The following is a 26302-nucleotide window of genomic DNA, read 5'->3' on the forward strand; positions in this document are numbered from 1 at the left end:
GGCATTTACCGCTGTTTCAGACCGTTGCCGGCGCCCGCGCTGTAAGGGATGCCGCTTCGACAGGTGGTGCGCCGGAGTCCATCTGCGTCTCGGACGCGCACTGCGCCACGCTTGGAGAGGCGCGGCAAAGGCGTCTGCGCTCCCATTTGTTGATGTATCTCGATCACGCGTTCGACGGGCTTTTCGAGGCCCGGCGATCGAGCGCGGTCACCTCGATCGCGCAGACCGGTTGTCGCTCAAAGCCTATTCAGGGGCCTGATCCGGGAAGGGGCTGAGCGGTTCTTGCTCCCCCTGCCTTTCGGGCTCCCGCGCCCTTCACCGACAGCTTCACCCAGGATGTGCGCCGGACGCTGAGGCACGCGCGCTCGGGCATGCGCGCTCGGCAGTCGCATGCGTCAGCCTTTGCCTGCTCTCTGCGGTGCAAACCCCGGATTTTGACACCCGTCCATGTCAGTCCAATTTGTACGACATGATTGTGCGTAGATTTAAAATCAAAATGTATCGTTATATAATGTTTGTATCTATTCCTAAATATAAGACTTCTTTCTATATTATATCCTTATAAATTACATATCGTGACCGGTTAAATTCACATAGCCGGCTACGATTTGCGGTCTATTCAAAAATGTTCTACCTGTAGATGCAGATCGAGTAGTAATGCGGCCATTAATCCTCTCGCAATAATTGTTGTCTAGCGCTGAGGACGACGTGCGGCAATTTGCTCGCCTCCCACCAAACAAGGAAGACGACCGCGATGGCAATTATCAACGGCAGCAACAACGACGACACCCTCCAAGGAACGGCTTTTGCCGACACCATCTACGGTCTAGAGGGTGCCGATTCGATCTCGGCGCTTGAGAGCAGCGATGACATCCGGGTGGTTGCCGATGCCGTAGGTGGCGGCGACACCATTGATGGTGGCGACGGGACGGACACTGCGCGGCTTGATGCGACCGGCATAGCCGCAGCTGTGGATTTCACGTGGGTCGATGGGGGCACCAGCCTCATGACGTCCGGCGCCGACACGCTGGCGAGCCTCACCACTGTCGAGCGCTTCGACATCTCAACATCTGGCGATTTTGATGATTCAATCGCAACCGGCACCGGGGGCGATACGATTTCGACCGGCGAAGGCGCCGATTCGATCGATGCCGGAGATGGCAATGACCGTATCAGTGTCATCGCCGATGTGAGCGGCGGTGACAGCATCGACGGCGGCGTCGGCACCGATACGCTGACGCTCAACGCGAGTGCGCTCTTGACCGACGTCGACTTCGTCTGGGGCGATACCGTTTCCAGCGTCATGACGGCTGGGGCCGGGGCCGATACCCTTGCAACGATCGACAACGTCGAGACCTTCAACATCACCACCGGCAGCGGTGCGGATTCCATCATCACTGGCGACGGAGGCGACACGATCGTCAGTGGTGACGATGACGATACCATTGCCTCTGGTGCCGGGAGCGACACGATTTCGGCCGGCAACGGCGCTGATTCGATCGATGCCGGTGCGGGCTTCGACACGATCACGGTTCTGGCGGGTGATGGCGACAGCATCGACGGCGGTGCCGAGACCGATCTCCTCTACTTGAACGCCAGCGGGCAGGCTGGGCCCGTCATTTTCACCGGCGATAGCGTCAATGGCGGCGAGATGACCGATGCGGCCGGGACGACGACGCTTTCGACCGCCGAAAACATCGAACAGTTTTATGTGACAGGCACCTCGGACGCCGATACGCTCAACGGTGGCACCAATGCCGACACGCTAATCGGCGGGGCTGGAGCAGACAGCATCCTCGGCGGCGACGGGGCCGATTCGATCCAGGGCGGGGCTGACGACGATTCCATCTTTGGTGGGGCGGGCAACGACCGGATCGATGCCGGTGACGGCGCCGATTCGGTCGATGGTGGTGCCGACAACGACACCATCATCGTGGCTGCCGGGGGAGGTGACAGCATCGACGGCGGCGATGGCAGCGACCTTCTCTATCTTGATGCCAGCGCACAGACTGGCCCGGTTATCTTTACGGGCGATAGCGTCGACGGCGGCGAGATGACCGATGCTGGTGGTACGACGACGCTCGCGACCGCAGAGAGCATCGAAGCCTTCTTTGTGACAGGTACGGCCAACGGTGACACGCTCAATGGCGGCACCGATGCGGACACTTTGGAAGGTGCAGCCGGAGCGGACAGCATTCTTGGCGGCGATGGTGCCGATTCCATCAATGGCGGTGCCGATGACGATTCTCTCTTCGGTGGTGCGGGTGCTGACCGGATCGTGACCGGAACGGGTGCCGATTCCGTCGATGGCGGTGCCGACGACGATGTCATCACCGTGCTTGCCGGGAGTGGCGACAGTATCGATGGCGGTGACGGCGTGGACACCGTTTACATCAGCGCGGAAGGCGGGGCCGGCGTCGGGCTCGAAATGAGCTTCGACGGGTCCAACGTGGCCACCGTGACCGACGGAGCGGACACGCTTGCGACGTTCGCAAACGTCGAAGCGTTCAATGTTACCGGCAGCACCACGGCAGCCGATACGCTCGATGGCGGCGCCGGCAACGACACCCTCGACGGCAATGGGGGCGCCGATACGCTCGATGGCGGTGGCGGCAACGATTATCTTTACGGTGACATCGGCGACGATTCGCTCATCGGCGGGGCCGGGAACGACTACCTCTACGGCGATGTGGGCGTGGATACGCTCGAAGGTGGTGACGGGAACGACACGCTCATCGGCGGCGATGGTGCCGACAGCCTGAGCGGCGATGCCGGCAACGACTCGATCGCCGGCGGCATTGATAACGACGTTATCTTCGGCGGGGTCGGGACGGACACTCTCAACGGCAATGACGGCGACGACACGATCTCCGGCGGCGATGATAACGACACGATCAACGGTGGTGACGGTGCCGATAGTCTCCTCGGTGATGCGGGGAACGATTCGATCACCACGGGTGCCGGTACGGATACGGTCGATGCCGGAGCCGGCAACGACTTTGTGTCCGTGACGGTCGAGGGTAGCGACAGCATCGCTGGTGGCGACAGCATCGATCTTGGGGATGGAACCGACACGGTCTCTTTGGGGACCTCGGTCACTGGAGCGCTGACCTTTAGTGTCGATAACATGAATGTCGCCACGTTCAGCGAGGGTGCCACAACCCTTGCGACGACGGAAAATGCCGAGAGCTACATTGTCTATGGCTGGTCGGGCGACGATACGTTGAGCGGCGGCAGCGCGGCCGATACGTTGCGCGGCAATGACGGTGCCGACAGTCTCGTCGGCAATGGCGGCAACGACCGGCTCTACGGCCTAAACGGCGACGACACGCTCTCCGGCGGTGCCGGGGCCGACACCCTCGATGGGGGCGCCGACTTGGACGTGATCTCCGGTGGCGACGGTGCCGATTCCATCTCGGGTGGAGCCGGTGCCGATACGCTGACCGGCGGTGCCGGCAACGACACGTTCTCGGGTTTTGCCTCCGAGCTCAACGGTGACACCATCACCGACTTCGGTCTGGGTGACGTCATCTCGGTGCAGCTACTGGGCGGCGAAACCATCGACTCGTTGGAGTACAGCAGTGGTTCGCTGACGATCAACGTCAATGGCGGCAGCACGCCCCAGGTCATCATCGACGTGCCGGATGATCTGAACGCCAGCTATTTCTCGTTCACCGGCGGAACGATTTCCTACAAAATGCCGGGTGGTGGCCCGTCTGGCCCGACGCCGCCGGTCGGTACGGACGAAGACGATGATCTCCAAGGGTCGGATAATTCGGAATCGATCGCTGGCGGTCTCGGGGCCGATACGATCGAAGGCGGCGGCGGTGCCGATACGCTTTTCTCCGGTGACGGCGACGATCTGTCCTTCGGCGGTGACGGCGACGATCTGATGTTCGGCGGCAACGGCAACGACACGGCGGCCGGCGGCGAAGGCAACGACCAGATGTATGGCGGTGCCGGCGACGATGAGCAGGCCGGCGGTGCGGGCAACGACTTCATCGGTGGCGGGACCGGCAACGATCTCGGCTTCGGTGCGGCCGGGCAGGACGTGCTCTTCGGTGCCGACGGGGCCGATACGACCTATGGCGGTGACGATGACGACACGAGCTATGGCGGCAACGAAGACGATGTACTTCTCTCCGGCAACGGCAACGACGTCTCTGGCGGTGGGCTCGGAAACGACGAGCTTGGCGCCGGTGCTGGCAACGACACCATCTATGGCGGTGCCGGCAACGATACGATCTTCGCCTCCGACGGTGCCGATGTCGCCTATGGCGGCGCGGGCGATGACGTCATCTATCTCGGGGCCGATGACGGGGCGCAGGACATTTATGTCTCCGTCGCCGACAATGGTTCGGACATCGTCTGGGGCTTCGAGAACGGCACCGATCTCATCAACCTGACGGGATCGGGCTTTGGAAGCTTCGCCGATGTGCAAGGGTCGATCGGCAGCGATGCGGCTGGGAACGCCACGATCGATCTGGGCGACGGCGACATTCTGACCCTCGTCGGGGTCAACGCCGCCGATCTCGATCAGGCTGACTTCCAGTTCTGATCGGCTGATACCGACATCAACGCTTAAAAGCGGCCCGGGGATGAGATCCATCCCCGGGCCGTTCGCTTTTGTGCGGCGGGTGTTTTTCGGGCGCGTGAGCTATTCGCTCGCGCCTATTCGCTTGGTTCGGGCCTATTCGCTTCGCTGGGGGAAGCCGCCTTCGTGGAGGCAGGTGGCGCTGGCGCGGCTTATGCCGGCCCTGGCCGCCTCCGCGTCGTCGGCGCCTTGAAGGCGCGCCACCAGGAAGCCTGCGATGAAACTGTCGCCAGCGCCCGTCGTGTCGACGGGGCTGATCGGCTCGGCCGGCAGATGCAGGCTGCGGCTTGGGGAAATCACGGAGGCGCCCTCGGCCCCGCGCGTGACGACGACGAGGCCTGCGCCTTTTTCGAGCAGGTCTTTGCCGAGCGTTTCTGCGGCCTGTGGTGATCCCGGCCGCGAGCAGAAGACGATGTCGAGGGCGTCGGGCGTCAGGTGCTCCGGCGCGTTGTTGACCGACAGATCCTGCGAGAGCGAGCAGCCGGCCGCCTTGAGGCGCCGCTTCAGCGCACCGCCATCGTCGAACCAGCCGATATGGATATGCGCGGCTTCAAGAAGACGCTCAAACGCCGCCTCGCTCGGCCGGTAGCCGGCGCAGGCGCCGAAATCCTCAAGCGCGATGATGCGTTCGCCTTTGTCCGTCACATGCACCTCGGTGACGGAAGTCGGCTTTTCCCGGCGGACGAGGAAGCTCGTATCGACGCCGTTGCGATGAAGCTCGCGGGCGATGATGTCGCCATTGTCGTCGCGCCCGACGGCGCCGAAATAGGCGGAGGGCAGGCCCAAGATCTGGGCCTGCACCGCGACATTCACGGCATTGCCGCCGGCAAGCCGCACCGAGGGGTGGAAGCCGGCGCCTTCGTCCGGCTTCGCCCCGATTTCGTCGATGCAATTGTCACCGACGGCTGCAAGCCATGGCTCAGTATTCGACACGGCGATAATAACGGCGCGTCGTGAGCGGATGGTCGCGCATCACCTCAAGGTGCGCACTGATGCGTTCCAGCATGGTGGCGAGGAAGGCCGGGGCGAGCAGCTCGCGCGCTTCCGCCGACAGCCCCTCGGTCGGGTAATCCTTGGTGTCGAGGATGGTGAGCGAGCCGCCGACCTTCGGCACGAAGGCTTCGACGCGTTCGGCCAGCGCCCGGTTCGGGCCTTCGCCCTTCATCAGGATGACGCTGACACCCTTTTCCACGAGCTCCAAAGTGCCGTGGAAGAAATCGCCCGCATGGATCGGGCGGGTGCGGATCCACTGCATCTCTTCCAGAATGCACATGCCGTAATAGAACGCCTCGTACCAGACATTGCCGGCCCCGCAGACGATGTGCCAGTCGGAGCCCGCGATCACCTTGGCGTAATCTTCCGCCTTCGGCTCGACCGCCTTTTTCATGCGCAGAAGCTCGCGCGGCAAGTGCTGAATTTCGGCGACGAGGGCATCGTAATTGTCGATCTCGCCGCGGTGTTTCATCACCGAGAGCGCAGCAAACAGCGACTGGACGTAAAAACTCTCCGATGACGTGTCGTCGGCAGCGAAGTTGACGATCGCATGGTCGGCGTCGCGGCCGAGCGGCGTATCGGCGTGGCCGACGAGAGAGACGACCTCGGCGCCCCGTTCCTTGGCGAGTTCGAGGAAGGCGACGCTCTCCTTCGTCGTGCCGGACAAGGACGGGAGAATGACGAGCGAGCCCTTTTTGAGATTGGCGGAGCCGGCGGCGAGAAGCTCCGCCGTATGGCCGCCAAAAACCGGGAAGGACGAGCGGGCGCGCAGAAGGTCCACGGCGGGCTGCATCAGGATCGCCGCGCCGCCCGTGCCGAGGAAGAAGATGTTGGGTGCGCCGGCCTTGAGAGCCGCGCCCACGATCGCGTCGAGCTCTCCGGCCGTTGCAACCGCGCCCGATTGGATCGCGAGAAAACGCTTTTCGTCAAAATTGAGCATCAGCGGATGATCCTTCTTACCGTCCAGACAGGTCGCCTTTCGGTGACGGCCATGTTGTCTGACAAGTTGATGGCCCGACGACAGGCACTTGTCAACTCGCTACGTTCCGCCTTAGGCGGGTAAGCTGTCGATGCGGGTGCTCAGCGTCCGCGTATGGCATGGGTTAGCGCCGGCGTTTAGGCCGGGGTTAGGGATGGGATCCGGGGTGGCCGGAGACCCGATGCCGCAAAGGGGCGAGGACGAAGACATGGCTGGCGCTGGTGGAGGAGGGCAGACGACTGTCATGCGGTTCCGCGACGGCATTCTCAATCTCGTCGCGGAACGGGGCCTGAAGGCTGGCGAGAAGATCCCGACGGAGGCGGAGCTCAAGGCACATCTCGGCGGCTCGCGTCCGACCATCCGCGAGGCGCTCAAGCTTTTGGAGCAGGCGGGGATTCTCTCCGTCGAGCACGGACGCGGCCGCTTTCTGACGGCGGCCGGGACGCTGCACGTCGCCCGCTCGATCACGCATTTCGAGAGCATTACCGAGATGGCCGGCCATTTCGGTTACAGCTATGAAAACCGTGTGTTGGGGTTTTCGGAGGAGACACCTGACAAGGCGGTGCGGGCGGCGCTGAAGCTGGCGCCCGGCGAAACCATCATCCGGCTGGAACGGCTGCGGCTGCATGAGCGCAAGCCGCTCATCTACTGTCTCGCCATGATCCGCCGCAGCCTCATTTCCGATCCGATCTACGAGGTGGATTGGAGTGGCTCGCTCAATGCCGTCCTCGAACGCTACGGCTACCCGCCGCGCATGTCGACGGCGGAGGCGCGCGCGGAAATGCTGCCGGAAAGCGCCGTCTCCCGCCACGGGCTCTCCGATTTCGGCCCGGCCTTTCTGATCGACGAAACGGTTTTTACGCGCGCCGGCGAGCCGATCATGTTTGCCAGCGACTGGTACAAGGGCAGTCATTTCGCCTTCAATTTCGCGCGCAAGTGAGGCGGCTGGGGCGCCCGTGGAGGCCTGTTGCCGGTGGAAGCGGTGCTGCCGCGGCATGTGCTCCTGAATTGTCAGACGTCTGATCTGCTGGTATCGATCGGTCGCGAAATCGCGCGACGAACAGAATACCGGGCAGGGAAATCATGGCGAGGCTTGCGGCAGGTCAGCTTTGCGGGATGAACTTCCATTATTTCCGCCATTCCTTTGCGCGGTTTCTGGACGATGTTGCGGAAGCCGGTCTGACGCGTGTCGAGCTGTGGGGCGCGCAGCCGCATTTCTACCTCGGCGATCCGTGGCTCCAATCGGCGCGCGAGATCCGCGACGATCTTCGGGTGCGGGGGCTGGAGCTCGTCTGTTTCACGCCCGAACAATGCGCCTATCCGATCAACATCGCGGCCGAAGAGGCTGTAATCCGCGAGCGCAGCCTGAGGTATTTCCTGGAGAGCCTGTCGGCCTGCGTCGAGCTCGAGAGCCCCTATCTCCTCGTGACGCCGGGTTGGGGCTATGCCGACAAGGATGCGGGAGAGGCTTGGAAACACTCGGCTGACGGCCTTTCGCTGCTTTGCCGGCACGCCGAAAGGCTCGGTATCGCGCTTCTGCTGGAGCCTCTGACACGAGCGGAATCGAACGTCATCAATACGAGTGCCGATCTCGCCCGGATGATGGCGGAGCTTCGCTCGCCGGCCGTGAAGGCCATTCTCGATACGGCCGCGATGGTGGCCGCCGGCGAGACGATCGGTGATTATCTTGCCCGCTTCGGCCCCGATCTGGCGCATGTGCATTTCATCGACGGCGATGATGCGGGCGCCCATCTCGCCTGGGGCGACGGATCCTATCCGCTTCACGCGTTCCTCGCCGAACTTCAGAGCGGCGGTTACACGGGAAGTCTTTCGTTCGAATTCACCTCTTCCCAGTACTGGCTCGACCCTTTGCCGCCGATGCGCGACAGCGCGGCCTTGATCCGCGGCGAGCTTCAGAAGCTGTAAGGTCCGAGGCTGGATGAGGCAGAGGGCGGGCGGCGTTTTTCGGCGCGCCGGGCTTTTCAGCGCCTTGTCTTTTTTCATTTGCAAAGCACAATTTGTTGCCTGCCGTTTCGGGTCGGAGCTACCGTAGCGTGCGGCTTTGTCCCGGGTGCTGCTGTCCTGCTTTTCTCGGAAAAGCCAAAGAATGCAGGTTTCGGCACTCGCGAATGCTGCGTTGCAGCAATATTGAGCACGGCGAAATTTCCGCCTTGACACTCCGTCGACGGCAATGTTGTCTGACGTCTAATGGAAAGGGTCACCTCTTTTCAGCGACTTTGACACCATGCCAAAGGGGTTGGCGCGATGGGCTCAGGCGAGATCAGTGTTGCTGCGGCAACCCCTGTCGACGCCGGGCGCAACTTTGGCGCGGTGGCAGACGCAAACTGCTGCGCGCGTGCTTCAGCACAGCTCGCCAGCGCCCTGAAGGCTCGCAAGTTCGCCGATAACCCCCGTTTCCAGGCCTCTTTCCGTGTGCCTGCGCAGGATTTTCCGCGCGCCTCGGAGGCAGCCCGCGTCCGCCATGAAGGAGGCCGGTTGGCGCGGGGAGCGTCCGCGCTGCCTTCGGTGCGATCTGCAATCGGTTCTCGATCTGGCCGCGTTGGCAAGGGCAGCCGCCCCCATGCGGATGTCGCCTCTAGCTCAAAAGATGTCAGACTAGTTCTGCCGCAAACCCATTTGCCTTGCGGATGCGTGCCCCTTGGGCGCCGGCCGCTCGATATGCCGGCGGCGGCCTGGAATGGCCGCCTCCTCGACAGAAACCTCGCCCGCGGGGCGATGCGAACAATGGGTTCAACCGCACTGAAGGAGAAGCAATGAAGCATCCACTGAAGGCCGCGGTGATGGCAGGCGTCGCCGTCTCCGCACTGACCCTTTCGACGGCCGCGGGTTCGGCTGCACCGCTGAAAGAGGTCGTGGTGGCAGATCCCGACGCCCCTGTGACATATGAGGGGACGGTCTCCGTCCTCACGAAATTCGGTCTGGAGCAGCTTTCGCCGTTCTTTGTGGATCTGGCGAAGAAATATGAAGAGCTGCATCCGGGCGTGACGGTCGAACTCGACCAGGAGAGCGACGACAGCGTCAAGGGCAAGACGAAGACACTTGTCGCCTCCAACTCGCTGCCCGACATCTATTTCACCTGGACCGGCAATTGGGGCCACAATTTCGTCCGCGGCAACCGCGCCGTCGATCTGACGAAGGTGATCGGACCGGGCACGGAATGGGGCGAGACCTTCGCGCCGGCTGCCGTCAAATCGTTCATCTACAACGATAAATATTTCGGCATTCCGCTTTATCTCGACGCCAAGTTCATGGGCTACAACAAGGCGATGTTCGAGAAGGCCGGCATCGACAAGCCGGAAACCCTCGACGAGCTGATCTCCGCCTGCGACGCCCTCAAGGAGACGGGTGTCACGCCGATCTCGCTCGGCAACAAGGAAGCCTGGCCTGTCGTTCATTATGTCGGCCAGCTGCTTGCCTACAACGTGCCGCAGGCGACGCTCGAGAAGGATTTCGATCCGAAACAGGCGGAATACTCGCATCCCGGCTACGTGAAAGCCCTCAAAGAGTTCAAAGAGATCGAAGAGCATTGCACGGACGGCGCCTCGATGAACGGCACGTCCTATGCGTCCGCTCTGCAGGCGTTCAGCAACGCTCAGTCGGCGATGTACTATCAGGAAATCCTGGAGTTCGATCAAAGCGCGACGGAGGATTCTCCTCTGAAGGTCGAGGATTTCGGCTTCTTCCAGCTGCCGGCGCCGGCCGACGCGGAGGGCGATCCGAAGGCCATCGAGGGGGCGCCGGAGGGCTACATGATCAATGCCCGCTCCTCCAACATCCCGCTTGCGATCGACTTCATGAAGTTCGTGACCTCGCCCGAGAATGCCAAGATCGTGTCGGCACCTCCTTACGGCCAGCCGACCGCGGTCAAGGGCGTCGTCAACGAAGAGGTGTCGAGCCCGACCGTTGTCGAGGGCATGCAGGATATCGCCGAGGCGTCCTACCTGATGCCCTGGCTCGACACGGCCAACACGCCGCATGTGGCCGCGGCTTGGCTGACCAGCCTGCAGGCGCTCGCCGGAGACACCATGACCCCGGAAGAGGTCGTGGAGAAGGTCCGGGAGGCGGCCAAGGCGGAGGCCCGTCGGTGAAAACGACAGGTTCGGATCTGGGGCGGCTTTCCGTCAGCACCGGAAACGAAGATGCGCTTGAAACGGTGGCAGGTGGACGCTGGCGCGTCCACCTGCGCAACGCCGCATCGCTTCGCTGGGTGGCGATCTCGCTGATTGTCCTGTGTTGGTTCGTCTATTATCCGATCGTCGACAATTTTCTGATCAGCACGACCGAGGAAGACATTTTTACCGGCGAGGTCCTGCATGTGGGGCTCGCCAATTACGAGCGGCTGATCAACGACCCCGTCGTCTGGCGCGCGCTCTGGAACAATTTTGCCTATGCCGGGCTGTCGATCGTCTTCCAGGTCTTCGGTGCCTTCGTTCTGGCGGCGACCATCGAGGGGCTCGCAAGCGATCGCTGGCGACGTTTCTGGCGCGCGGTCTATTTCATTCCCTCCGCCATCTCGATCACCGTCACCGGCCTTCTTTTCTATTTCATCTACCAGCCCAAAATCGGCCTCCTGAACGCGGCCCTCGAGAATGTCGGGCTCGGTCTTCTCATTCAGTCCTGGCTCGGCAGCGAACACACGGCGATCTACGCCATCATCGCGATGAGCCAATGGCAGGGTTTTGGCTATTCGACGCTCTTGTTTGCTGTCGCGATCCAGAAGATCCCGCGCGAATTGTTCGATGCGGCGATCATGGACGGGGCGGGCCCGATCCGGCGGCTGTGGAGCCTCACCTTTCCGCTCACCCGCGAGATGACCGGTCTCATGGTCATCGTCACCATCACCGGCGCCTTCCAGGTGTTCAACGAGGTTATGGTGATGACGGGCGGCGGGCCGAACAACAGCAGTCAGGTCCTGGGAACCTGGCTCTATCAGCAGGGCTTCATCGAGAACAATTTCGGTTATGGCGCGGCGATCGCGGCGGTGGTCTTCGTCGTCACGCTCCTCACCGGCATCGCCCAGCTCTGGTATACGAAGCGGCGGAGGGTGCAATGGTGAGCACGGAAACGGCGGCACCCGTCAAGGAAACCAGCATCTGGACGCCGCTCTCCAAGGCCTTCCTGTGGTCGTTCCTCATCTGCCTCGGGATCGTCGTCGTCTATCCGCTTCTGTGGATGGCGATGAACGGCTTCAAGAACAACGTCCAGATTTTTGGCGACCCGTTCGCTTTGCCCACGCATTGGTCCTGGCAGAACTACGTGCGTGCCTGGAACCAGGGCGTGCGCGATTATGTGGTGGTGAGCGTTCTCGTCACGGTCGCGTCCGCTATCTGCACGGTCATGATCAGCGCCTGGACGGCGTTCGGGCTGACGCGCAGCAAACTGCCGGGCAAACCGATCGTTCTGATCGTGGTTCTGGGCGGCCTGATGCTCAGCCCGACCGTGGCGCTCATCCCGCTCGTCAAGATGTTTCAGGCGCTCGGCCTCTACAACTCCTTCTGGGCGCTCATCATCCTCTACACGGCGTTTCGCGTGCCGTTCACCACCTTCCTCATTCGTGCCTACATGCTCGATCTGCCGAGCGAGCTCGACGAGGCGGCGACGATGGATGGTGCGAGCGAAGGCCAAAGGTTCTGGCGGATCATCCTGCCGATGTGTCGGCCGATCATCGCGTCTTGCATCATCCTGCATGTCTTGTTCGCATGGAACGAATACATCTTCGCGATGGTGTTCACGAGCGGCACGGACATGACGACTTTGCCGGTCGGGCTGACGGCCATCATGGCCAAGCACGGCACTGACTATTCCGTCGTCTTCGCCGCGATGACCATCTCGGCTTTGCCGATCGTCATCATCTTCTTCGCGACCCAGCGCTACTTCATCCGCGGTCTTGCCGAGGGCATCGGCAAATAGGCGATGGGCGCGAGGGATCTTCGATATCTCGGGGGCCGGCAGGGGTCTGTCGTTGCGGACGGACTTGCCGCGGCCCCGGTCGCAAAGTCCGACTGCCTGACCGCGTCGTCCGGGCTTCCGCAATTCGTCGTTACGGCTAGGAAAATCTGATGGCCACAATCACTTTGAGGCAGCCGAGTGCCGCGCAACCGAGCGACCGGGCATTCTGGCTCCAGGATATCGGAGCGGATGCGGCAACGCCGCCGGTGGCGGGGAGCGTAGGCGCCGATATCGCCATCGTCGGGGGCGGGTATACCGGCCTGTGGACCGCCTTGCGGATCAAGGAAACCGCGCCCGACACCCGGGTCGTCCTTCTGGAGGCGGATTTCTGCGGTTCCGGCGCGTCGGGGCGAAACGGCGGTCAGGTGCATTCCTGGTTCGCCGAGATCGACCGGCTGAGCGCGGTCGTCGGCGAGGAGGAGGCCCGAAGTCTCTGCCTTGCCTCCGTCGATGCGATCGCCGAACTCGACGAGCTGCAGCGTTCCGGTCTCGTCGATATGGATCTGAGGCTCGACGGCTGGCTGTGGACGGCAAGTTCGATCGCGCAGGAAGGTGCCTGGGCGAAAGCCGTTGCCATGACCGAGGCGGCGGGCGCCGATCGTTTCGAGCTGCTCAGCGCAGAAGACATCGAGCGGCGCACCGGGTCGAGCGCATCTTATGTCGGCGTCGTCGAGAAAAACGCCGGCACGGTGCAGCCGGCGAAGCTGGCGCGCGGTCTTCGCGATCTTGCGATCTCGCGCGGTGTCACAGTTCATGAGCACAGCCCCGTGCAGGAGATCGTCCCCGGCGCGCCGTTAAGGTTGCGCACGCCGAACGGCGTGGTCGAGGCCGATAAGATCGTGCTGGCGGCGAACGCCTGGCTGTCCGCCCTGCCGGAACTCAGGCGCCATATGTATGTGGTCGACAGCCGGGTGATTGCGACGGGCAGGACGCCCGACACGCTCGATCGCATCGGCTGGCGAGACGGGGCGGCCATCTGCGATTCCCAGGACCAGGTGCTTTATTACCAGCGGACGGACGAGGGGCGTGTCGTTCTCGGTCGCGGCACCGGCGGCGTCGCGTTCCGCGGCGATTTCGGTGCGAGTTTCAATCGCAACCCGCAGGGTGCGCGCGATAATGTGCGCGAGCTCCATCGCCTCTATCCTCAATTGCGTGGTGTGCCGATCGAATTCGACTGGGCCGGGCCGATCGACTGCGTGCCGGAACATGTGCCGGTGTTCGATCACCTGAAGGGCCACCCCAACATCTTCTTTGGCATGGGCTACAACGGCACGGGCATCGCGCAGGCGCCGATCGGCGGCCGTATCCTCGCGAGCCTGGCGCTCGGTCACAAAGATCGCTGGAGCCAATGCGGGCTCGTGGGCCTTACCGGACGTGCGAGCCTGCCGCCCGAACCGTTCCGTTATATCGGCGCGAAGCTCGTCGGGGCTGCGATCGACCGCAAGAACGAGGCGGAGATCCGCAACCGCGTTCCAGGTCCGCTGACACGTCTGGTGATCAAGCTGATGCCGGGCGCGTCAGAGCATTGAGCCGTGGCGAAAGAGCAGGCCGGGTGAGGCTTTCGCTCCGGCCGGGTTGTGAGAGAAGACGGTTTTGGATTGCCCGGTGCCGCGCGATGCAGCGCCACCGGAACGAAGCAACGAGGAAGTAAGCCATGGTGGGTGTTGCGCTCAAGCAGGTGAAGAAATCCTACGGCAATCACGAGGTTCTTCACGGCATCGATCTCAATATCGATCCTGGCGAATTCATCGTCTTCGTGGGGCCGTCGGGTTGCGGAAAATCGACCCTGTTGCGCGTCATCGCGGGTCTCGAGGAAATGACCTCCGGCGAGTTGCGGATCGGCGGCCGGCTCATGAACGACGTGCCGCCCGCCAAGCGCGGCATCGCCATGGTGTTCCAGTCCTACGCGCTCTATCCGCATATGACGGTCTACGACAACATGGCCTTCAGCATGAAGATCGCGCGCGAGAAGAAGGCGAAGATCGACGCGCGCGTGCGCCAGGCGGCGGAGATCCTGCAGCTCACCCCCTATCTCAACCGGCTTCCCAAAGCGCTTTCCGGTGGGCAGCGGCAGCGGGTCGCCATCGGTCGTGCGATCGTCCGCAATTCGGAGGTCTTCCTGTTCGACGAGCCGTTGTCGAACCTCGACGCAGCCCTGCGGGTGGCGACCCGCATCGAAGTGGCGAAGTTGAAGGAATCTCTGCCCGACACGACGATGATCTACGTGACCCACGATCAGGTGGAGGCGATGACCCTGGCCGACCGTATCGTGGTGTTGAAGGACGGCTTCATCGAGCAGGTGGGGACGCCGGAAGAGCTCTACCGGGAGCCGACGAACTTGTTTGTCGCCCAGTTCATCGGCTCACCGGCGATGAACCTTCTGCGGGCGCGGATCGAGGAACCCGGTCCGAAGACGCTCCTCGCCTATGCCAATGGCACGAAGATGCAGGTGCCGGTTCCAACGCCCGCTTCCGCCAAAGGGGCTGCCGTCGATGTCGGTGTGCGGCCGGAGGAGCTTCGCATCACCGAGGGCGAGCACATCTTCGAGGGCGTCGTTGATTATGCCGAATATCTCGGCGAGGTGCAGCTCGTCTATTTCAAGACCGAGGATGAAGAGCATCCTTTCATCGCCAAGCTTCCCGGCAACGTGCATGTCGAGCGCGGGGCGCGTCTCAAGCTCGGGGCGGATGTCGGCAGCCTGCATGTCTTCGATGCTGAGGGTCGGGCGTTTCGCGGCAAAGACGGGACGGAAGGCGAGGGGGCCGCGCGTCCGTCTGTGATGGCAACGCACTCCTAAACAAGAGACGCATGCTTGCGGCGGATGGTTTTCGCCGCACGGACCGGGTCTCGCGGCCGCCCGACCGCCTGCGTTTCCAGTTTTTCCGCTCCCGGCGCCGCGATGACCACGCCGCGCGCTGGGCCCCGCCGGTTGGCTTCTCCTGCTCGCCGCTCTGCGGCGTTTGTCCGGATTTCCCGGGCCTCTACCGGCGCGACGCCTTCCGAGACGCCATTCCTCCCGTTTGAGCCGTCATCGCTGCTTCCTGGTCCCCGGCTGGCTCCGGAAGGCGGAGTTAGGCGTTCTGGACCCTGAAGGCGGCTTAGTTCTAATTTTATCTAATAATTTCTATAAGTTTTTTGCAATTATCTTATAGTGAAGTAGAGTAAGCTCTATGATCTAAAGTTAACCAGAACATAACTGGTCGCAATGATGGCGGTTTCTTATCTTATTTCTAACAATCTGCGTGCCCTTGGTGGCTCCGAGTTGTTGCGGGCGGTCGGGCTCTGCTTTGGCCTCTTCGGCGCAGGTTCCGCTCCGGCATCAACTCCAACGGTCAACAACGGTTGGATTGATATGGCCTCCACGACACGCACGGGTGCGCTCACCGTCGATTTGAAGAGTGCGATGAGCGCCGATGCGTTCGTCGATACGATCGGCGTCAACACGCATCTGAACTGGACGGACACTGCCTATGCGCGGGCCGGGCTCGTCGAGAGCGAGCTCGTCTATCTCGGTATCGACAATCTGCGGGACGTCATCCCGCTCGATTTCCAGGCAAAGGTCTATGAGGATTTCGCGGCCAAGGGGTACGACTTCAACTTTCTCGTTCAGGTGGTCGACGGGACGCCTCTGATCGATCAAGGGGTCAAGACGGCCGCCGAGTTTCTGAAAGCCCATCCGGGCAGCATCGACGCGATCGAAGCTCCCAACGAGATCAATCTCTGGCCCGCGAGCCTTGCGGGCAAATCGGGTCTTGCCGCCGGCAGCTCGATCCAGGCGCATCTTTATCAGGCGGTGAACGCCAATGCCGTCCTTGGCGATGTTTCGGTGGTCGGTCTCTCGGTGGCCTATGCCAACGAGAAGCTGATGACTTCGCTCGGGGACCTCTCGAAATGGGCCGATTACGGCAACGCCCACATCTACTTTCCGAACTCTTCGAAGCCTCAGGAGCAATGGGATACCATTCTTGACGCAAGCCGGATTCCAACCGGTGACAAGCCTGTCGTCGTGACGGAGACCGGCTTCTACACTCTCGCCGACACCACGATGGGCGTGAGTGAAGAGGTGCAGGCGAAACAGATCCTCAACGTGCTGATGGATGCGGCCGAGGACGGCGTCGAGAAGACGTATATCTATCAGCTGATGGACCCCTACAGCGATCGCAACCTCGATCCGGAGAACAATTGGGGGCTCTTCAACGCCGATGGCTCGCCGAAAATGGCGGCGACGGCTCTGCACAATCTGACGACGATCCTCGGCGACAATTCGGATGTTTCGGCGACAGTGCAGGGGACGCTGCAATACGGGATCGAAAACCTTCCCGACACGGCGAAGCATATGGTTCTGACGGAGGCCGATGGGACGGTCGATCTCGTCATCTGGAACGAGGAATTGATCTGGGACAGTGCGACGGCCAGCGAAAAGCCCGCCTCCGCCTATGTCTCGACGGTGACAGTCGAAAGCACGGCGGACCTCTCCGTCTACGATCCCATGATCAGCGGCACCGATGCGATCGCCCACACCGAAGACGGCAAGCGAGTTTCCTTCGAACTCTCCGATCATCCGATCGTCATCGAGATCAGCGACTATGACGGCGCAGTGGTGTCGCCGGGCGGCGGATCGCTTCCCGTCACACCGAAAGTGCCGCCGGCCGCGCCGGCCGGACACGATTCGTCCGCAGGTCCGCGGAGCCTCTTCGGCGCCTTCACAGCCCGCGTCGAGCAGCGTGGCGCGTCGGCGGGGGATGAGGATCACGAGCCCGCCAGCGGTTTCATTGCCCACGCCGTCTCACGGTCCGTCGCCAGTGCCGATGTCGGGTTGGGCGTCGAGGCCTTCGACCATGCCGCGCACGGATTGGCCGAGATCTTCGATGATGTGCTGCAATCGGACTGGCTGACGTTTTGACCGGCTTTTGATCGGGGCGAGAATCTCGCGGCCGTACCGGTTCAGATGATCTGCGGCATGGGCTGGGGACAATCCGGCTCGGGCCGGTGCGTGCTCCAAACGGCCTGGGATGTGTCCTCGGTGGGGCTGTTGCAGCGGGCGAGCGCCTTATCGAGGGCGCGCGCCATCTGGTCGAGGCCGAGGCCGCTCCAGATTTCCGTGTGGGTACCTGCCACCCGTGCGTGGCTGAGGTTCCCCTGGACCAGCCCTGTCCAGCCGAAGGCCTTGTCGATGAAGCGGCTTTTCGGCTGATCGTCGCTCCAGATGGCGAGGACATTGCCGGGGTAATCCTGCGTCGCGTGCCTTTCGCCCGCGGCGTCGATCGCCCTGAAGATCGCAAGGTCCTCCGGATCGAGCGCCTGTTCCGGCTCGTTCATCATACGTCGAACGAGATTGCGCGCTGCGATCAGCCGTCGGCGCACCGTGTCGCTCCGTCGGTGGAGGTCGCGGAGGCCGGAGATGCCGTTCGGTAGCGCCGCTCTCAGATGGGCCGAGGCGCGATGCAGGAAGAAGGCCGTTCGCCCGAGCATCGTCCCGCCGCCGGCGCGATAGCCTGGCGCCCAGCCATCGACGACGATGACGAGAGGGATGGTCTCGCCCGCCTCTTTCAGCTGGCGCGCGATTTCGAGCGAGAGACGCCCCGCAAAGCAGAAGCCGATGAGGATATAGGGGCCCCGCGGATGCGCATGGCGGATCGCGGTGACAAAATGCGCTGCAATGTCCGCATAGGACTGGGAAAGAGGATCGACCTCCTCCGGCATCGGCACGGCGAGGAAGGGCTGGTCGCGACCGAGCCTTTCTGAGAGCTCGCGGTAGATGACCGTATCGTGCACGGCGACGATCGGAATTCGGGAGCCTGTGGGCTGGAGGGCGATGGCGCGCGCCTGCGGCTTGCTTTTCGCGGCGATGATTTCGGCAAGCGCCGTGACGGTCGGGGCGCGATAGAAGGTCTCGAGCGGGATGTTGCAGCCATAGAGCCTGCGGATCTGCGCAAGACAGCGATAGGCGGTGAGCGACGAGCCGCCGAGGGCGAAGAAATCGTCGTCCGGGCCGATATCCGTCACCTGCAGGAGATCTTCCCAGGCCGTCAAAAGAGCCGCGACGATGGGCGCGTTCCCGCAGGCAGGATCGGACGATCGCGCCGGAGCGTCATCGCTCTGATAAGGCTCTTCCGGTTCAACGAAAGCGCCCTCCGGGAAGACGTTCTCAGTCAAGGTCGGGCTCCCTGCGATGGTGCCTGGTCGCGCTGTCCTCTCTCATGCGGCTTCTTCCCTCGCTACCCTGTGCTGGGCCGGCGCCATGACCGGCTCTCTGCCGTTCTCGCCGCCCGGGTTTCCGGGAGGCTCAAAAAGCGTCGCGAGGAGCGCGGTCCGGTCGAGTTTGCCGTTCCGGTTCACCGGAAAACGCTCCATCACGTTCAGTCTTGCCGGGACGGCCTCTGGTGACAGGATCTGGCGCAGCCTCGCCATGATCGCCGCCTCGTCGGGCCAAGCCTGCGCAGGCCGCAGGAAGGCGACGACCTGCTTTTCGCCAGGACGGATCTCGCGCACCGACGCGACCGCGTCGGCGACGTTCGGCATCTCCTCCAGGATGGCTTCGATCTCGGACAGCTCGACGCGTTTGCCGTTGATCTTCACCTGCAGATCGGCGCGTCCGACGAATTCGATGTTTCCCGCGGCATTTCTGCGCACGAGATCCCCGGTGCGGTAGAGTTTCGCCCCGCTTTCTTCGGCAAAGGGATCGTCGAGGAACGACCGCTCGGTTCTCTCCGTGTCAGCGAAATAGCCGAGCGCCACGCCGAGGCCGCCGGTGTAGAGTTCGCCTATCTCGCCATCCGGGACCGGATGCATGTTGCTATCCAGAATATGCGCCGTGGTGCCAGAGATCGCCTGGCCGATCGGCGCCGGAGACGGCAGCGGGCCCGTCGATGGCAGTGTGTAGGTGGTGGTGAAGGTGGTGTTTTCCGTCGGACCGTAACAGTTCACGAGATGCGCGTGCGGGAGCAGTCGGCGCGCCTTTTCGGCATGTGCGACGGAGAGAACGTCGCCGCCGGTCAAAATCTGCCGGAGGGGTGCGATATCCTCGGGCACCTCTTCGATCATCAGGTTGAAGAGACCGGAGGTCAGCCACAATGTGGTGACGCCATGGCGGCGAACGGCCTCGCCGATATCGAGCGGTGAGGGCTTCGGATTGTCGACGAAGGCGAGTGCGCCGCCATTGAGAAGCGGTGCCCAGATCTCGAATGTCGAAGCGTCGAAGGCGAGGGGGGCGAATTGAAGGAAGACCTCGCTGTCGTCCATCCGGGCGTAGTGGGCGTCTTTCACCAGACGCACGATGCCCCGATGTGGGACCATGACGCCCTTCGGCGCGCCCGTCGAACCGGACGTAAACATGATGTAGGCGAGATCCTCCGCGCCGGGAGGAGGGCTTTCGAGGCGAGGGTCGGCAGTTTCGATCCGCTCGGCCTCATGCTGCGGACAGACGACGTCGCCGCTCCATTCGGTGCCTGCGGGAAGGCGGGCGAGCAGCTCTTCGTCGGCCATTGCGAGAGGCGCGTTCAACCGTGCGAAGAGCGCGCCGATCTGGGCGTCGGGCAGGTTCGGATCGATCGGCACATAGGCGGCACCAAGCTTCAGAACGGCAAGATAGACCGCCACACTGGCTGGCCTCTGGAGGGTGAGGGTCGGGACGAGATCGCCGCGTCCGACGCCCCGTTGCCTCAGAACCTGGGCGATGCGGTTCGACCATTGGTCGAGCGCGAGATAAGTGATCGGGCCGACGTCTGCGAGAAGTGCTGCGGCGGCGGGGCGCCGGGCAACCTGCTCGGCAAAACAGCTGACGACGGAGCGAGAGGCGGTCGATGCCTGGGAAGTTCCAGCGTCATCTTCCATTTCCATAGGCCCTATCGGCCGCCCGGCCGCCCGCTCTGTCTGAGCTCGATTGCTGCCGCCGAACAGTGCTGCAAGCCTGCCGGCACCTCGTCCCGTGAAAGCCATTTTGCGTTCCTGTCGTTCGTTCCGAATGACGGCGAGGCGTCGTTTGGAAATGCCGCCGCCGTGCGATCAGTTGAGTTGCGTTGTGAAAAGCTCCCGTGGCAGCTCCAGCTTCACCTCGACGACATCGCCCGGCATCAGCCGCGCATCTTCGGAGGCGGGCATGCTCTGTGGCTCACCCTCCGGATCGCTGCGGTGGATGATGATGTCCGGGGGGGCGTGGCGGCGCACGAGGTCGGACTGCAACAGGCCGGCATAGAGGAGTTTCTGGCCCGCGGAGCGCAGCCCTGTCCGGGTCGTCTCCAGTTCTAGCCGGGCATCTTTCAGAGCTTTGAGCAGGGTCACCTCGCGCTCGGCGTCGAGGGTGTCGTAGCGGCGCGCGAGCCCGTCGCGCTCGACAGTCGCGCGCAGCTTTTCGACTGTGGTTTCGAGCTGCTGGCTGCTCGTCAGCAAGATGGCTCGGCGCGCATCGCTGATGCGCGTCGATTGCGCGAGGCCCTTCTTGTCCAGCTCCTTCAGATTGTCGAGTTCCGCTCGGGCTGCCGCCAGTTCAGCAGTCTGCATGTCGTCCCGCTCTTCCAACGTGGCGATCTGGCGCTCGGTCTCCCTCAGGGTCTTGGCGAGCTGCTCGCGGTCCAAAATGTGATCGGACAGGTCGAGGGAGAGCTGCTTTTTTTCGGTCTGGAGGATCTGGGAGATCAGTTCAGGGTCGACGGGGACGGTGGGAATGTCCGTGTGCCCGATGTCGTCGCGCCCCTTCAGCTCGGCTTCGAGACGCCACACGGTTGCCTGCTGATGCGCGAAAGCGATCCACAGAGCTGCGTAATCGGTGCGGGCATTCTCCATCTCGATGAAGGGATCGGCCTGCCGCAGCCGTGCCACGTCGTAACCGCCAGCCAGCGTCACCGCCTGGCGGACCGTGAGATCGGGGCGATACGTGACTTCGCCCGGTTTGCCCACATCGCCGTGAACGTAGACGGGGCGGCTCGCAATGAGATCGAAGAAGACGTCCTCTGCCGTGATCGATACCACCTGCCCATTAGGATTTTGTAGTTTTGGACGATAACTTTTCCCCGGTGCATCGTGTTTCAGCCGCGTGCGCACCTGTGAGGGCGAAAGCCCTGAGACTTTGATGTCTCCAAAGAGAGGTAGTGAAACGACGCCGTCTTCTGCAACCGTGGTGCGTCGTGTCAGATCCTGAACCCCAGTGACCGTCATTTCTACGGTGTCGCCGGCTTGCAGCGGGAGTTCGTCAGCCGCAGATACGGTGGTGAGCGAGAGCAAAAGAATGAGAACAACTAGTTTCATTAGCTTTCTCGCGCATTTAAACTTGTGGAGAAAGTGCGGCTCGAGAGGCGCATTCCTGTTTCACTCAAGTTTTGACTTAACGAGGATGTTGACAGGAATTCTAACAAATGTCTAACTGAAATTAGGATAATTTTAATCTTTGAGGCTGGTGCTGTCGATGAGCGAGCTTTCGGACTTCGAGTTTGCCTCGCGTCCCGGCAATGCGTCGGCCAGTCCTGTTGCCGTGCAGGAGGCTGCGATCCTGGCGCGGCGAATGCCTGTCCTCGTGAGGGGGGACTGTGATGTCGAGGTTGGAGAGGGCAACCCTTATCTCTTCGCGTCCTCCAAACGGACGGCCGACATTGTTATGGCGCTCGCGCTGATCGCACTCTTTCTGCCGCTGATGGGGCTCATCTATGCCGCGGTCAGGATCACGAGCCGGGGTCCGGTCATCTTCCGCCAGGAGCGAAGCGGTCTGCGAGGGCAACCCTTTCAGATCTACAAGTTCCGCTCGATGTATTTCTCGATGGGCGAGGATTTTCGCCAGGCCGGTCGTAGCGACGGGCGCGTCACGCCGGTCGGCCGGCTTCTGCGCATGACGAGCGCGGATGAGCTTCCACAGTTGTTCAACGTGCTCTTCGGCGACATGTCGATCGTGGGGCCACGCCCCCATGTCGCGTCGCTCGATGCGGCGTATGCCACGCTCGTGCAGGGCTATCCTGGCCGTTTGCAGACGCGACCGGGCATCACCGGGCTCGCCCAAATCCGCGGGCAGCGGGGCGAGACACCGACGGTGGAGGTGATGCAGGCGCGCGTCAATTCCGACCTGGAATATGTGCGCGAAGCTTCACTCCTCCTCGATGCCCGCATCCTCATCGTGACCATCATCTACGTGTTATTCAGCAAAGATGCGTACTGACCCTTTCTCCATCACCGGGGCGCAGGAGACGCCCGCTCAATCCGGCGTCGAAACCGGTGCCGGCAGTCTTCTGTGGATGCTCCGCCTCCTCGTCCGGCGCAAATGGGTGGTGGTGCTCGTCGCCGCGGTCGTCTTCATGGGGATGGCGGCGGTGATCGCGAAACTGACGCCGTCCTATCGCGCCACGGCTCTCGTCCTGCTCCCTTCGGTGCCGGTTGATGATCCACGGACGGCCGAGGAAAAGACCGTTTCGCCCATGCTGCCTTCCTTCATCATCGCGTCGGAAGCGGCCGTTCTGGGCAGCGAGGAAGTTGCCCGCAGGGTCATCGAGACGCTCGATCTCCAGGACGAGCCGAGTTTTGCTGAGAAACCGTCCTGGCGAACCAGGCTGCGGAGCTGGAGCGCGCGCTTTTTCGGGGGAAACGAGGTGCGAGCCTCGGCCTGGAGTGCTGACGAGCTCGAGCGGGACCGGCTTCTGCAAACCTATATGAAGAAGCTCTCCACCTATAATGACGGTTTGTCGACGGCGGCCCTGATCAGCTTCACCTGGAGCGATCCGCATCTCGCCGCAAAAATCGTCAACGCCCACGCGGCGGCCTATATCGGCATGCAGGTCGAGCGACGCACGCTCGCGCTCCAGCATGTCGTCGACCTTCTGAGCGCACAGATGCAAGAGCGGCATGCGGAGGTCGAAGCGGCGATGGATGCGCTGGCATCGGCTCAAGCCGTATCGGGCGGGAACGCGCCGCTCGCTGGTTCAGTCTTCGGTTCAGGGGCCGGTCCGGTGGCAGGTTCGCTCGGAGATTCGTTGCCGGATCTCCAAAGCGATCTCGACAGAGCCCGGGGTGCGCTGGCGCAGACACAAAGCCGGCTTGTCGAGGCCACATCGAGATTGCACGACGGCCAGCTGCAGAGCGCAGATTTCGTCGCCGACGATGCCAAAGTCGTGTCGCGGGCTTCGGTGCCGACGCGCCAGATCTTTCCCAAGGTGGCGCTTTTCCTCCTCCTTGCCGCTATCGTTTCCCTCGCGGCTGGCCTCGCGGTCGCAATGATGGTCGATCATCTTGCAAGCCGGTGGCGGCGCAATGCCGCTCAGGTCGAAGGTATTGGTCTTCCGATCTTGGGGACGATCTCGCTCAACGTCTTAAGCCGCCTTCCGTCGAACCGATGCAGCCGTGTGAGGTTCTGGGAGGAAATCCGTTTCGTCCGGAACCGCCTGCTTCATGACAACGGAAAACCCACGCGCGTGGTGCTCGTCGTCTCGGCGATGCCGCGGGAAGGCAGGTCGCTTGCCGCGGTCGCGCTCGCTCAAAGCTTCGCGGCGACGGGGAGAAGGGTTCTCCTGCTGGATGCCGACCTCCGGCATGGGGCGGGTGACCATGCGGCCGCGCCATCGGCTGGGAAAACCGGGCTCAGCGATCTTCTCGGTGCGTATGGCGGGAAGGGACGAGCCGGGCTGCGTGACGCGATCATGGCGGTCGAGGGGACCTCGCTTCATGTTCTCGCTGCCGGGAGTGCTGCTGGAAGTGATGCAAAGGCCATCGATGCTCTCGCATCGCCGGTCTTGCCGAAGCTCATCGAAGTCCTCAGACGTGACTACGACGTTATCGTCATCGACAGTCCGCCGCTCAACGTGGTCTCCGACGCGACCTCCCTCGCCACGCTCGCCGATCAAACGCTGCTTCTCTGTCATATTGGGCGTTTCTCGCCGGATGCCGTCGACGAGACGATCACACTCTTGCGCGCCTGCCGCGCGGAGATCTCGGGTGTCGTTCTGACCGGCAACAGCGTTTTCGCGAAAGAAGGCATTTTGCGCCATGGCGCGCCGGTTCCGTCGCGGGCGCAAAAGGGGCTTACGAGACTGCGTCCGACCCTCACGGCTGCCTCGCTCGTGAAGGCCTATCCTACCCCGCAGCCCGTTGGCGGGGCATCCCTGCCGGAAGCTGCGGCCGCCTCTCCGTCCTAGGATGAGCGCCGGGGGACCGGCGGTTCCGCCGCCGGCGAGCGACACTGGGCGAGATTGGGTCTCCGAGGGAGCGCCGCGCGCCCGTGCTTCCCCAAGCGGATCTGCGCCCGCCGGCGGTGGGCCGGGTCGTTTCGTTTCCGCTTGTGGCGGGCCTGCTTCGCGTGGACCTGCTTCTGATGGGCTTTTGCGCCGTGCCTTGCTGCAGGTGCAGGTTCTGGCGCTGATCGGGATCATGACGGCGCCTGCGTTCACGAGCGCGGCCGGCCTCCTGCGGCTCGCTCTACCGGCGGGGGCTCTTGCCGTTGCCGTCTTCTTTCTGCTGCGGGGCGATATGAGGCGGTATATCGCCTTCTGCCTCTGGCTCTTTCTTCTAACGCCGTTCATCCGGCGGATGGTCGATTTTCACGCCGGCTTTCTCGATTACAGCCCTCTGCTGCTTTCGCCTTATGCGGCGCTCGCCCCGTCTGCCGGCGCCCTTGCCTTTGCCATGGCGAATCTCCGTCACCCGATGTCGGCCGGGCTTCTCCTCGTCGTTGCCGCTGCGGTCTATGGGCTGATGCTGGCCGCTCTCAACGGCCAGTTTCTCCCTGGTGCCGTTGATTTCCTTCTCTGGGTGTTGCCGGCGGCATTCGGCATGTTCGTGGCGTGCAACCCCTCCTGGGTTGGACAGCTGCGGCGCGATCTTACCGTGTTTTCGCTCTTCGCGGGCATCGTTCTCGGCCTCTACGCGCTCTATCAGTTTCGCTACATGCCCGGCTGGGACGCGCTTTGGATGAAGAAGACGCTCATGCCGACGATCGGCGAACCCTATCCCTATAAGGTTCGCGTCTTCGCCACGATGAACTCGCCCGCATCCTTGGCCTTGTTTCTGCTCCTGCCGCTGTCGATGCTCATCGTTTCAAAAGACGCCCTGCGCTGGGTCGCTTTGGCGCTCGGCTTCGTGGCGCTCGGCCTCACGGCGGTGCGGACCGCCTGGGTCGGCATCTTCATCATCGGTGCTTATTGTTTTCTCCTCGGCTCCGGCCGCATCAGAACCTCGATGCTTGCGCTCGCCCTCGTGCTCGTGGTGGTGGCGCCCATGGCCTTGCTGACCGACCAGGGGACGAGGATTGTCAGTCAGCGGATTGAATCCATGCTCGATGCCCGCTCCGACGTCAGTGCCAATGAGAGGCTTCACGTCTATTCGGCGGCGTTCGAGGAAATGGAGCGGCATGTTTTCGGCTCCGGTCTCGGGGGATCGCGGGCCGATCCGGCCACCAAGAGCGGCGTTCAGGCGATGCAGATCGATAGCGGCCCGATAGCCGCGATGCTGGCGGTGGGTGTCGTCGGCGCTCTCGTTTATTACGTCGGGATCGGCTTCGTCGTTGCCTTTCTCTTCGTTCAGGGCGCCGCCTTGAAGGCGGAGGAGAGGGCGCTCGTTCTCGCCTCGCAGGCAATCGCCGTGTCCTATCTCGTGATGAGCCTCCTGATCCCGGCTACTTTCGGGGAGCATGGTGTCGTCTTCTGGTTCATGCTCGGGATGGGGGTGGCCCAGATCACGGCTGCGCGTGCGAAGATGCGCCTGCCATCACAGGATCGAGGCTCGCTGGGTGCCGGCGTCGTGGATGGCCCTATCGCCGCCACCCTTCCAACGCATCCCTGATTGCCGCGTTGAGGCCG

At 62.8% G+C, this 26302-nt stretch carries 17 protein-coding genes; 12 read left to right on the forward strand and 5 right to left on the reverse strand.

Translation table 11 applies throughout. The features are described from left to right. Positions 1 to 754: 754 nt before the first annotated feature. The gene (locus EO094_RS03120; protein ID WP_128290856.1) at positions 755 to 4558 is read left to right on the forward strand and encodes a beta strand repeat-containing protein; all 3804 of its coding nucleotides are present in this window, start codon (positions 755 to 757) and stop codon (positions 4556 to 4558) included. Between the two features lie 132 nt (positions 4559 to 4690). On the opposite strand, the gene EO094_RS03125 is transcribed toward EO094_RS03120, so the two are convergent. Together EO094_RS03125 and EO094_RS03130 are read right to left on the reverse strand one after the other, a co-directional pair. Next, entirely contained in the window at positions 4691 to 5527 is an 837-nt protein-coding gene (locus EO094_RS03125) for a PfkB family carbohydrate kinase (protein WP_246008348.1), read from the reverse strand. Next, complete coding sequence (locus EO094_RS03130) at positions 5514 to 6527, reverse strand: SIS domain-containing protein (protein ID WP_128290857.1); 1014 nt, start codon at positions 6525 to 6527, stop codon at positions 5514 to 5516. Before EO094_RS03130 ends, EO094_RS03125 begins: the two co-directional genes overlap by 14 nt. Positions 6528 to 6810: 283 nt before the next feature. Between EO094_RS03130 and EO094_RS03135 the strand changes: the two genes are divergently transcribed. From EO094_RS03135 to EO094_RS03170, 8 genes are all read left to right on the forward strand, one after another. Then, a complete protein-coding gene (locus tag EO094_RS03135; protein ID WP_246008349.1) occupies positions 6811 to 7506 on the forward strand; it encodes a GntR family transcriptional regulator in 696 nt (231 codons plus the stop codon). A gap of 143 nt (positions 7507 to 7649) precedes the next feature. Then, complete coding sequence (locus EO094_RS03140) at positions 7650 to 8492, forward strand: sugar phosphate isomerase/epimerase family protein (protein ID WP_128290858.1); 843 nt, start codon at positions 7650 to 7652, stop codon at positions 8490 to 8492. Positions 8493 to 9340: 848 nt separating this feature from the next. Further along, the gene (locus EO094_RS03145; RefSeq protein WP_128290859.1) at positions 9341 to 10675 is read left to right on the forward strand and encodes an ABC transporter substrate-binding protein; all 1335 of its coding nucleotides are present in this window, start codon (positions 9341 to 9343) and stop codon (positions 10673 to 10675) included. After that, positions 10672 to 11643 carry a carbohydrate ABC transporter permease gene (locus tag EO094_RS03150; RefSeq protein ID WP_246008350.1) on the forward strand — a complete coding sequence of 324 codons (972 nt, stop codon included), beginning with the start codon at positions 10672 to 10674 and terminating at the stop codon, positions 11641 to 11643. Before EO094_RS03145 ends, EO094_RS03150 begins: the two co-directional genes overlap by 4 nt. Continuing rightward, positions 11637 to 12497, forward strand: a complete 861-nt coding sequence (locus EO094_RS03155) for a carbohydrate ABC transporter permease (RefSeq protein ID WP_128290860.1) — start codon at positions 11637 to 11639, stop codon at positions 12495 to 12497. Before EO094_RS03150 ends, EO094_RS03155 begins: the two co-directional genes overlap by 7 nt. Positions 12498 to 12646: 149 nt before the next feature. Beyond that, entirely contained in the window at positions 12647 to 14065 is a 1419-nt protein-coding gene (locus tag EO094_RS03160) for an NAD(P)/FAD-dependent oxidoreductase (protein WP_128290861.1), read from the forward strand. A 125-nt stretch (positions 14066 to 14190) separates the two neighbouring features. Then, positions 14191 to 15333, forward strand: coding sequence for an ABC transporter ATP-binding protein (locus tag EO094_RS03165; RefSeq protein ID WP_128290862.1), 1143 nt, complete (start codon positions 14191 to 14193; stop codon positions 15331 to 15333). Positions 15334 to 15888: 555 nt separating this feature from the next. Further along, on the forward strand, positions 15889 to 17439 hold the full coding sequence (locus tag EO094_RS03170) for a hypothetical protein (RefSeq protein WP_128290863.1): 1551 nt from the start codon (positions 15889 to 15891) through the stop codon (positions 17437 to 17439). Between the two features lie 41 nt (positions 17440 to 17480). Here EO094_RS03170 and EO094_RS03175 read toward each other — a convergent pair whose 3' ends face one another. From EO094_RS03175 to EO094_RS03185, 3 genes are all read right to left on the reverse strand, one after another. Continuing rightward, positions 17481 to 18692 (reverse strand): thioesterase domain-containing protein, encoded by a 1212-nt coding sequence (locus EO094_RS03175; RefSeq protein ID WP_128290864.1) that lies wholly within the window; start codon positions 18690 to 18692, stop codon positions 17481 to 17483. Positions 18693 to 18734: 42 nt separating this feature from the next. Beyond that, on the reverse strand, positions 18735 to 20375 hold the full coding sequence (locus EO094_RS03180; RefSeq protein ID WP_164879536.1) for an amino acid adenylation domain-containing protein: 1641 nt from the start codon (positions 20373 to 20375) through the stop codon (positions 18735 to 18737). A 165-nt stretch (positions 20376 to 20540) separates the two neighbouring features. Then, positions 20541 to 21755: a polysaccharide biosynthesis/export family protein gene (locus tag EO094_RS03185; RefSeq protein ID WP_164879537.1), complete on the reverse strand. Its 1215-nt coding sequence runs from the start codon at positions 21753 to 21755 to the stop codon at positions 20541 to 20543. A gap of 181 nt (positions 21756 to 21936) precedes the next feature. Here EO094_RS03185 and EO094_RS03190 point away from each other — a divergent pair, with 181 nt between their 5' ends. From EO094_RS03190 to EO094_RS03200, 3 genes are all read left to right on the forward strand, one after another. Next, positions 21937 to 22677: a sugar transferase gene (locus tag EO094_RS03190; RefSeq protein WP_128290867.1), complete on the forward strand. Its 741-nt coding sequence runs from the start codon at positions 21937 to 21939 to the stop codon at positions 22675 to 22677. After that, positions 22667 to 24643, forward strand: coding sequence for a tyrosine-protein kinase domain-containing protein (locus tag EO094_RS03195; protein ID WP_128290868.1), 1977 nt, complete (start codon positions 22667 to 22669; stop codon positions 24641 to 24643). Before EO094_RS03190 ends, EO094_RS03195 begins: the two co-directional genes overlap by 11 nt. Before the next feature lie 184 nt (positions 24644 to 24827). Beyond that, the gene (locus EO094_RS03200; protein WP_164879538.1) at positions 24828 to 26285 is read left to right on the forward strand and encodes an O-antigen ligase family protein; all 1458 of its coding nucleotides are present in this window, start codon (positions 24828 to 24830) and stop codon (positions 26283 to 26285) included. Positions 26286 to 26302: the final 17 nt, after the last annotated feature.

This window comes from Afifella aestuarii, assembly GCF_004023665.1.
In the GTDB taxonomy this organism is placed as follows: domain Bacteria; phylum Pseudomonadota; class Alphaproteobacteria; order Rhizobiales; family Afifellaceae; genus Afifella; species Afifella aestuarii.

Bases quoted from the DNA above. Each gene is read 5' to 3' on its own strand.
- EO094_RS03145 (WP_128290859.1), top strand. From the start codon at position 9,341: ATGAAGCATCCACTGAAGGCCGCGGTGATGGCAGGCGTCGCCGTCTCC.
- EO094_RS03155 (WP_128290860.1), top strand. From the start codon at position 11,637: ATGGTGAGCACGGAAACGGCGGCACCCGTCAAGGAAACCAGCATCTGG.
- EO094_RS03165 (WP_128290862.1), top strand. From the start codon at position 14,191: ATGGTGGGTGTTGCGCTCAAGCAGGTGAAGAAATCCTACGGCAATCAC.
- EO094_RS03160 (WP_128290861.1), top strand. From the start codon at position 12,647: ATGGCCACAATCACTTTGAGGCAGCCGAGTGCCGCGCAACCGAGCGAC.
- EO094_RS03170 (WP_128290863.1), top strand. From the start codon at position 15,889: ATGGCCTCCACGACACGCACGGGTGCGCTCACCGTCGATTTGAAGAGT.
- EO094_RS03130 (WP_128290857.1), bottom strand. From the start codon at position 6,527: ATGCTCAATTTTGACGAAAAGCGTTTTCTCGCGATCCAATCGGGCGCG.
- EO094_RS03195 (WP_128290868.1), top strand. From the start codon at position 22,667: ATGCGTACTGACCCTTTCTCCATCACCGGGGCGCAGGAGACGCCCGCT.
- EO094_RS03190 (WP_128290867.1), top strand. From the start codon at position 21,937: ATGAGCGAGCTTTCGGACTTCGAGTTTGCCTCGCGTCCCGGCAATGCG.
- EO094_RS03120 (WP_128290856.1), top strand. From the start codon at position 755: ATGGCAATTATCAACGGCAGCAACAACGACGACACCCTCCAAGGAACG.
- EO094_RS03180 (WP_164879536.1), bottom strand. From the start codon at position 20,375: ATGGAAATGGAAGATGACGCTGGAACTTCCCAGGCATCGACCGCCTCT.
- EO094_RS03135 (WP_246008349.1), top strand. From the start codon at position 6,811: ATGCGGTTCCGCGACGGCATTCTCAATCTCGTCGCGGAACGGGGCCTG.
- EO094_RS03140 (WP_128290858.1), top strand. From the start codon at position 7,650: ATGGCGAGGCTTGCGGCAGGTCAGCTTTGCGGGATGAACTTCCATTAT.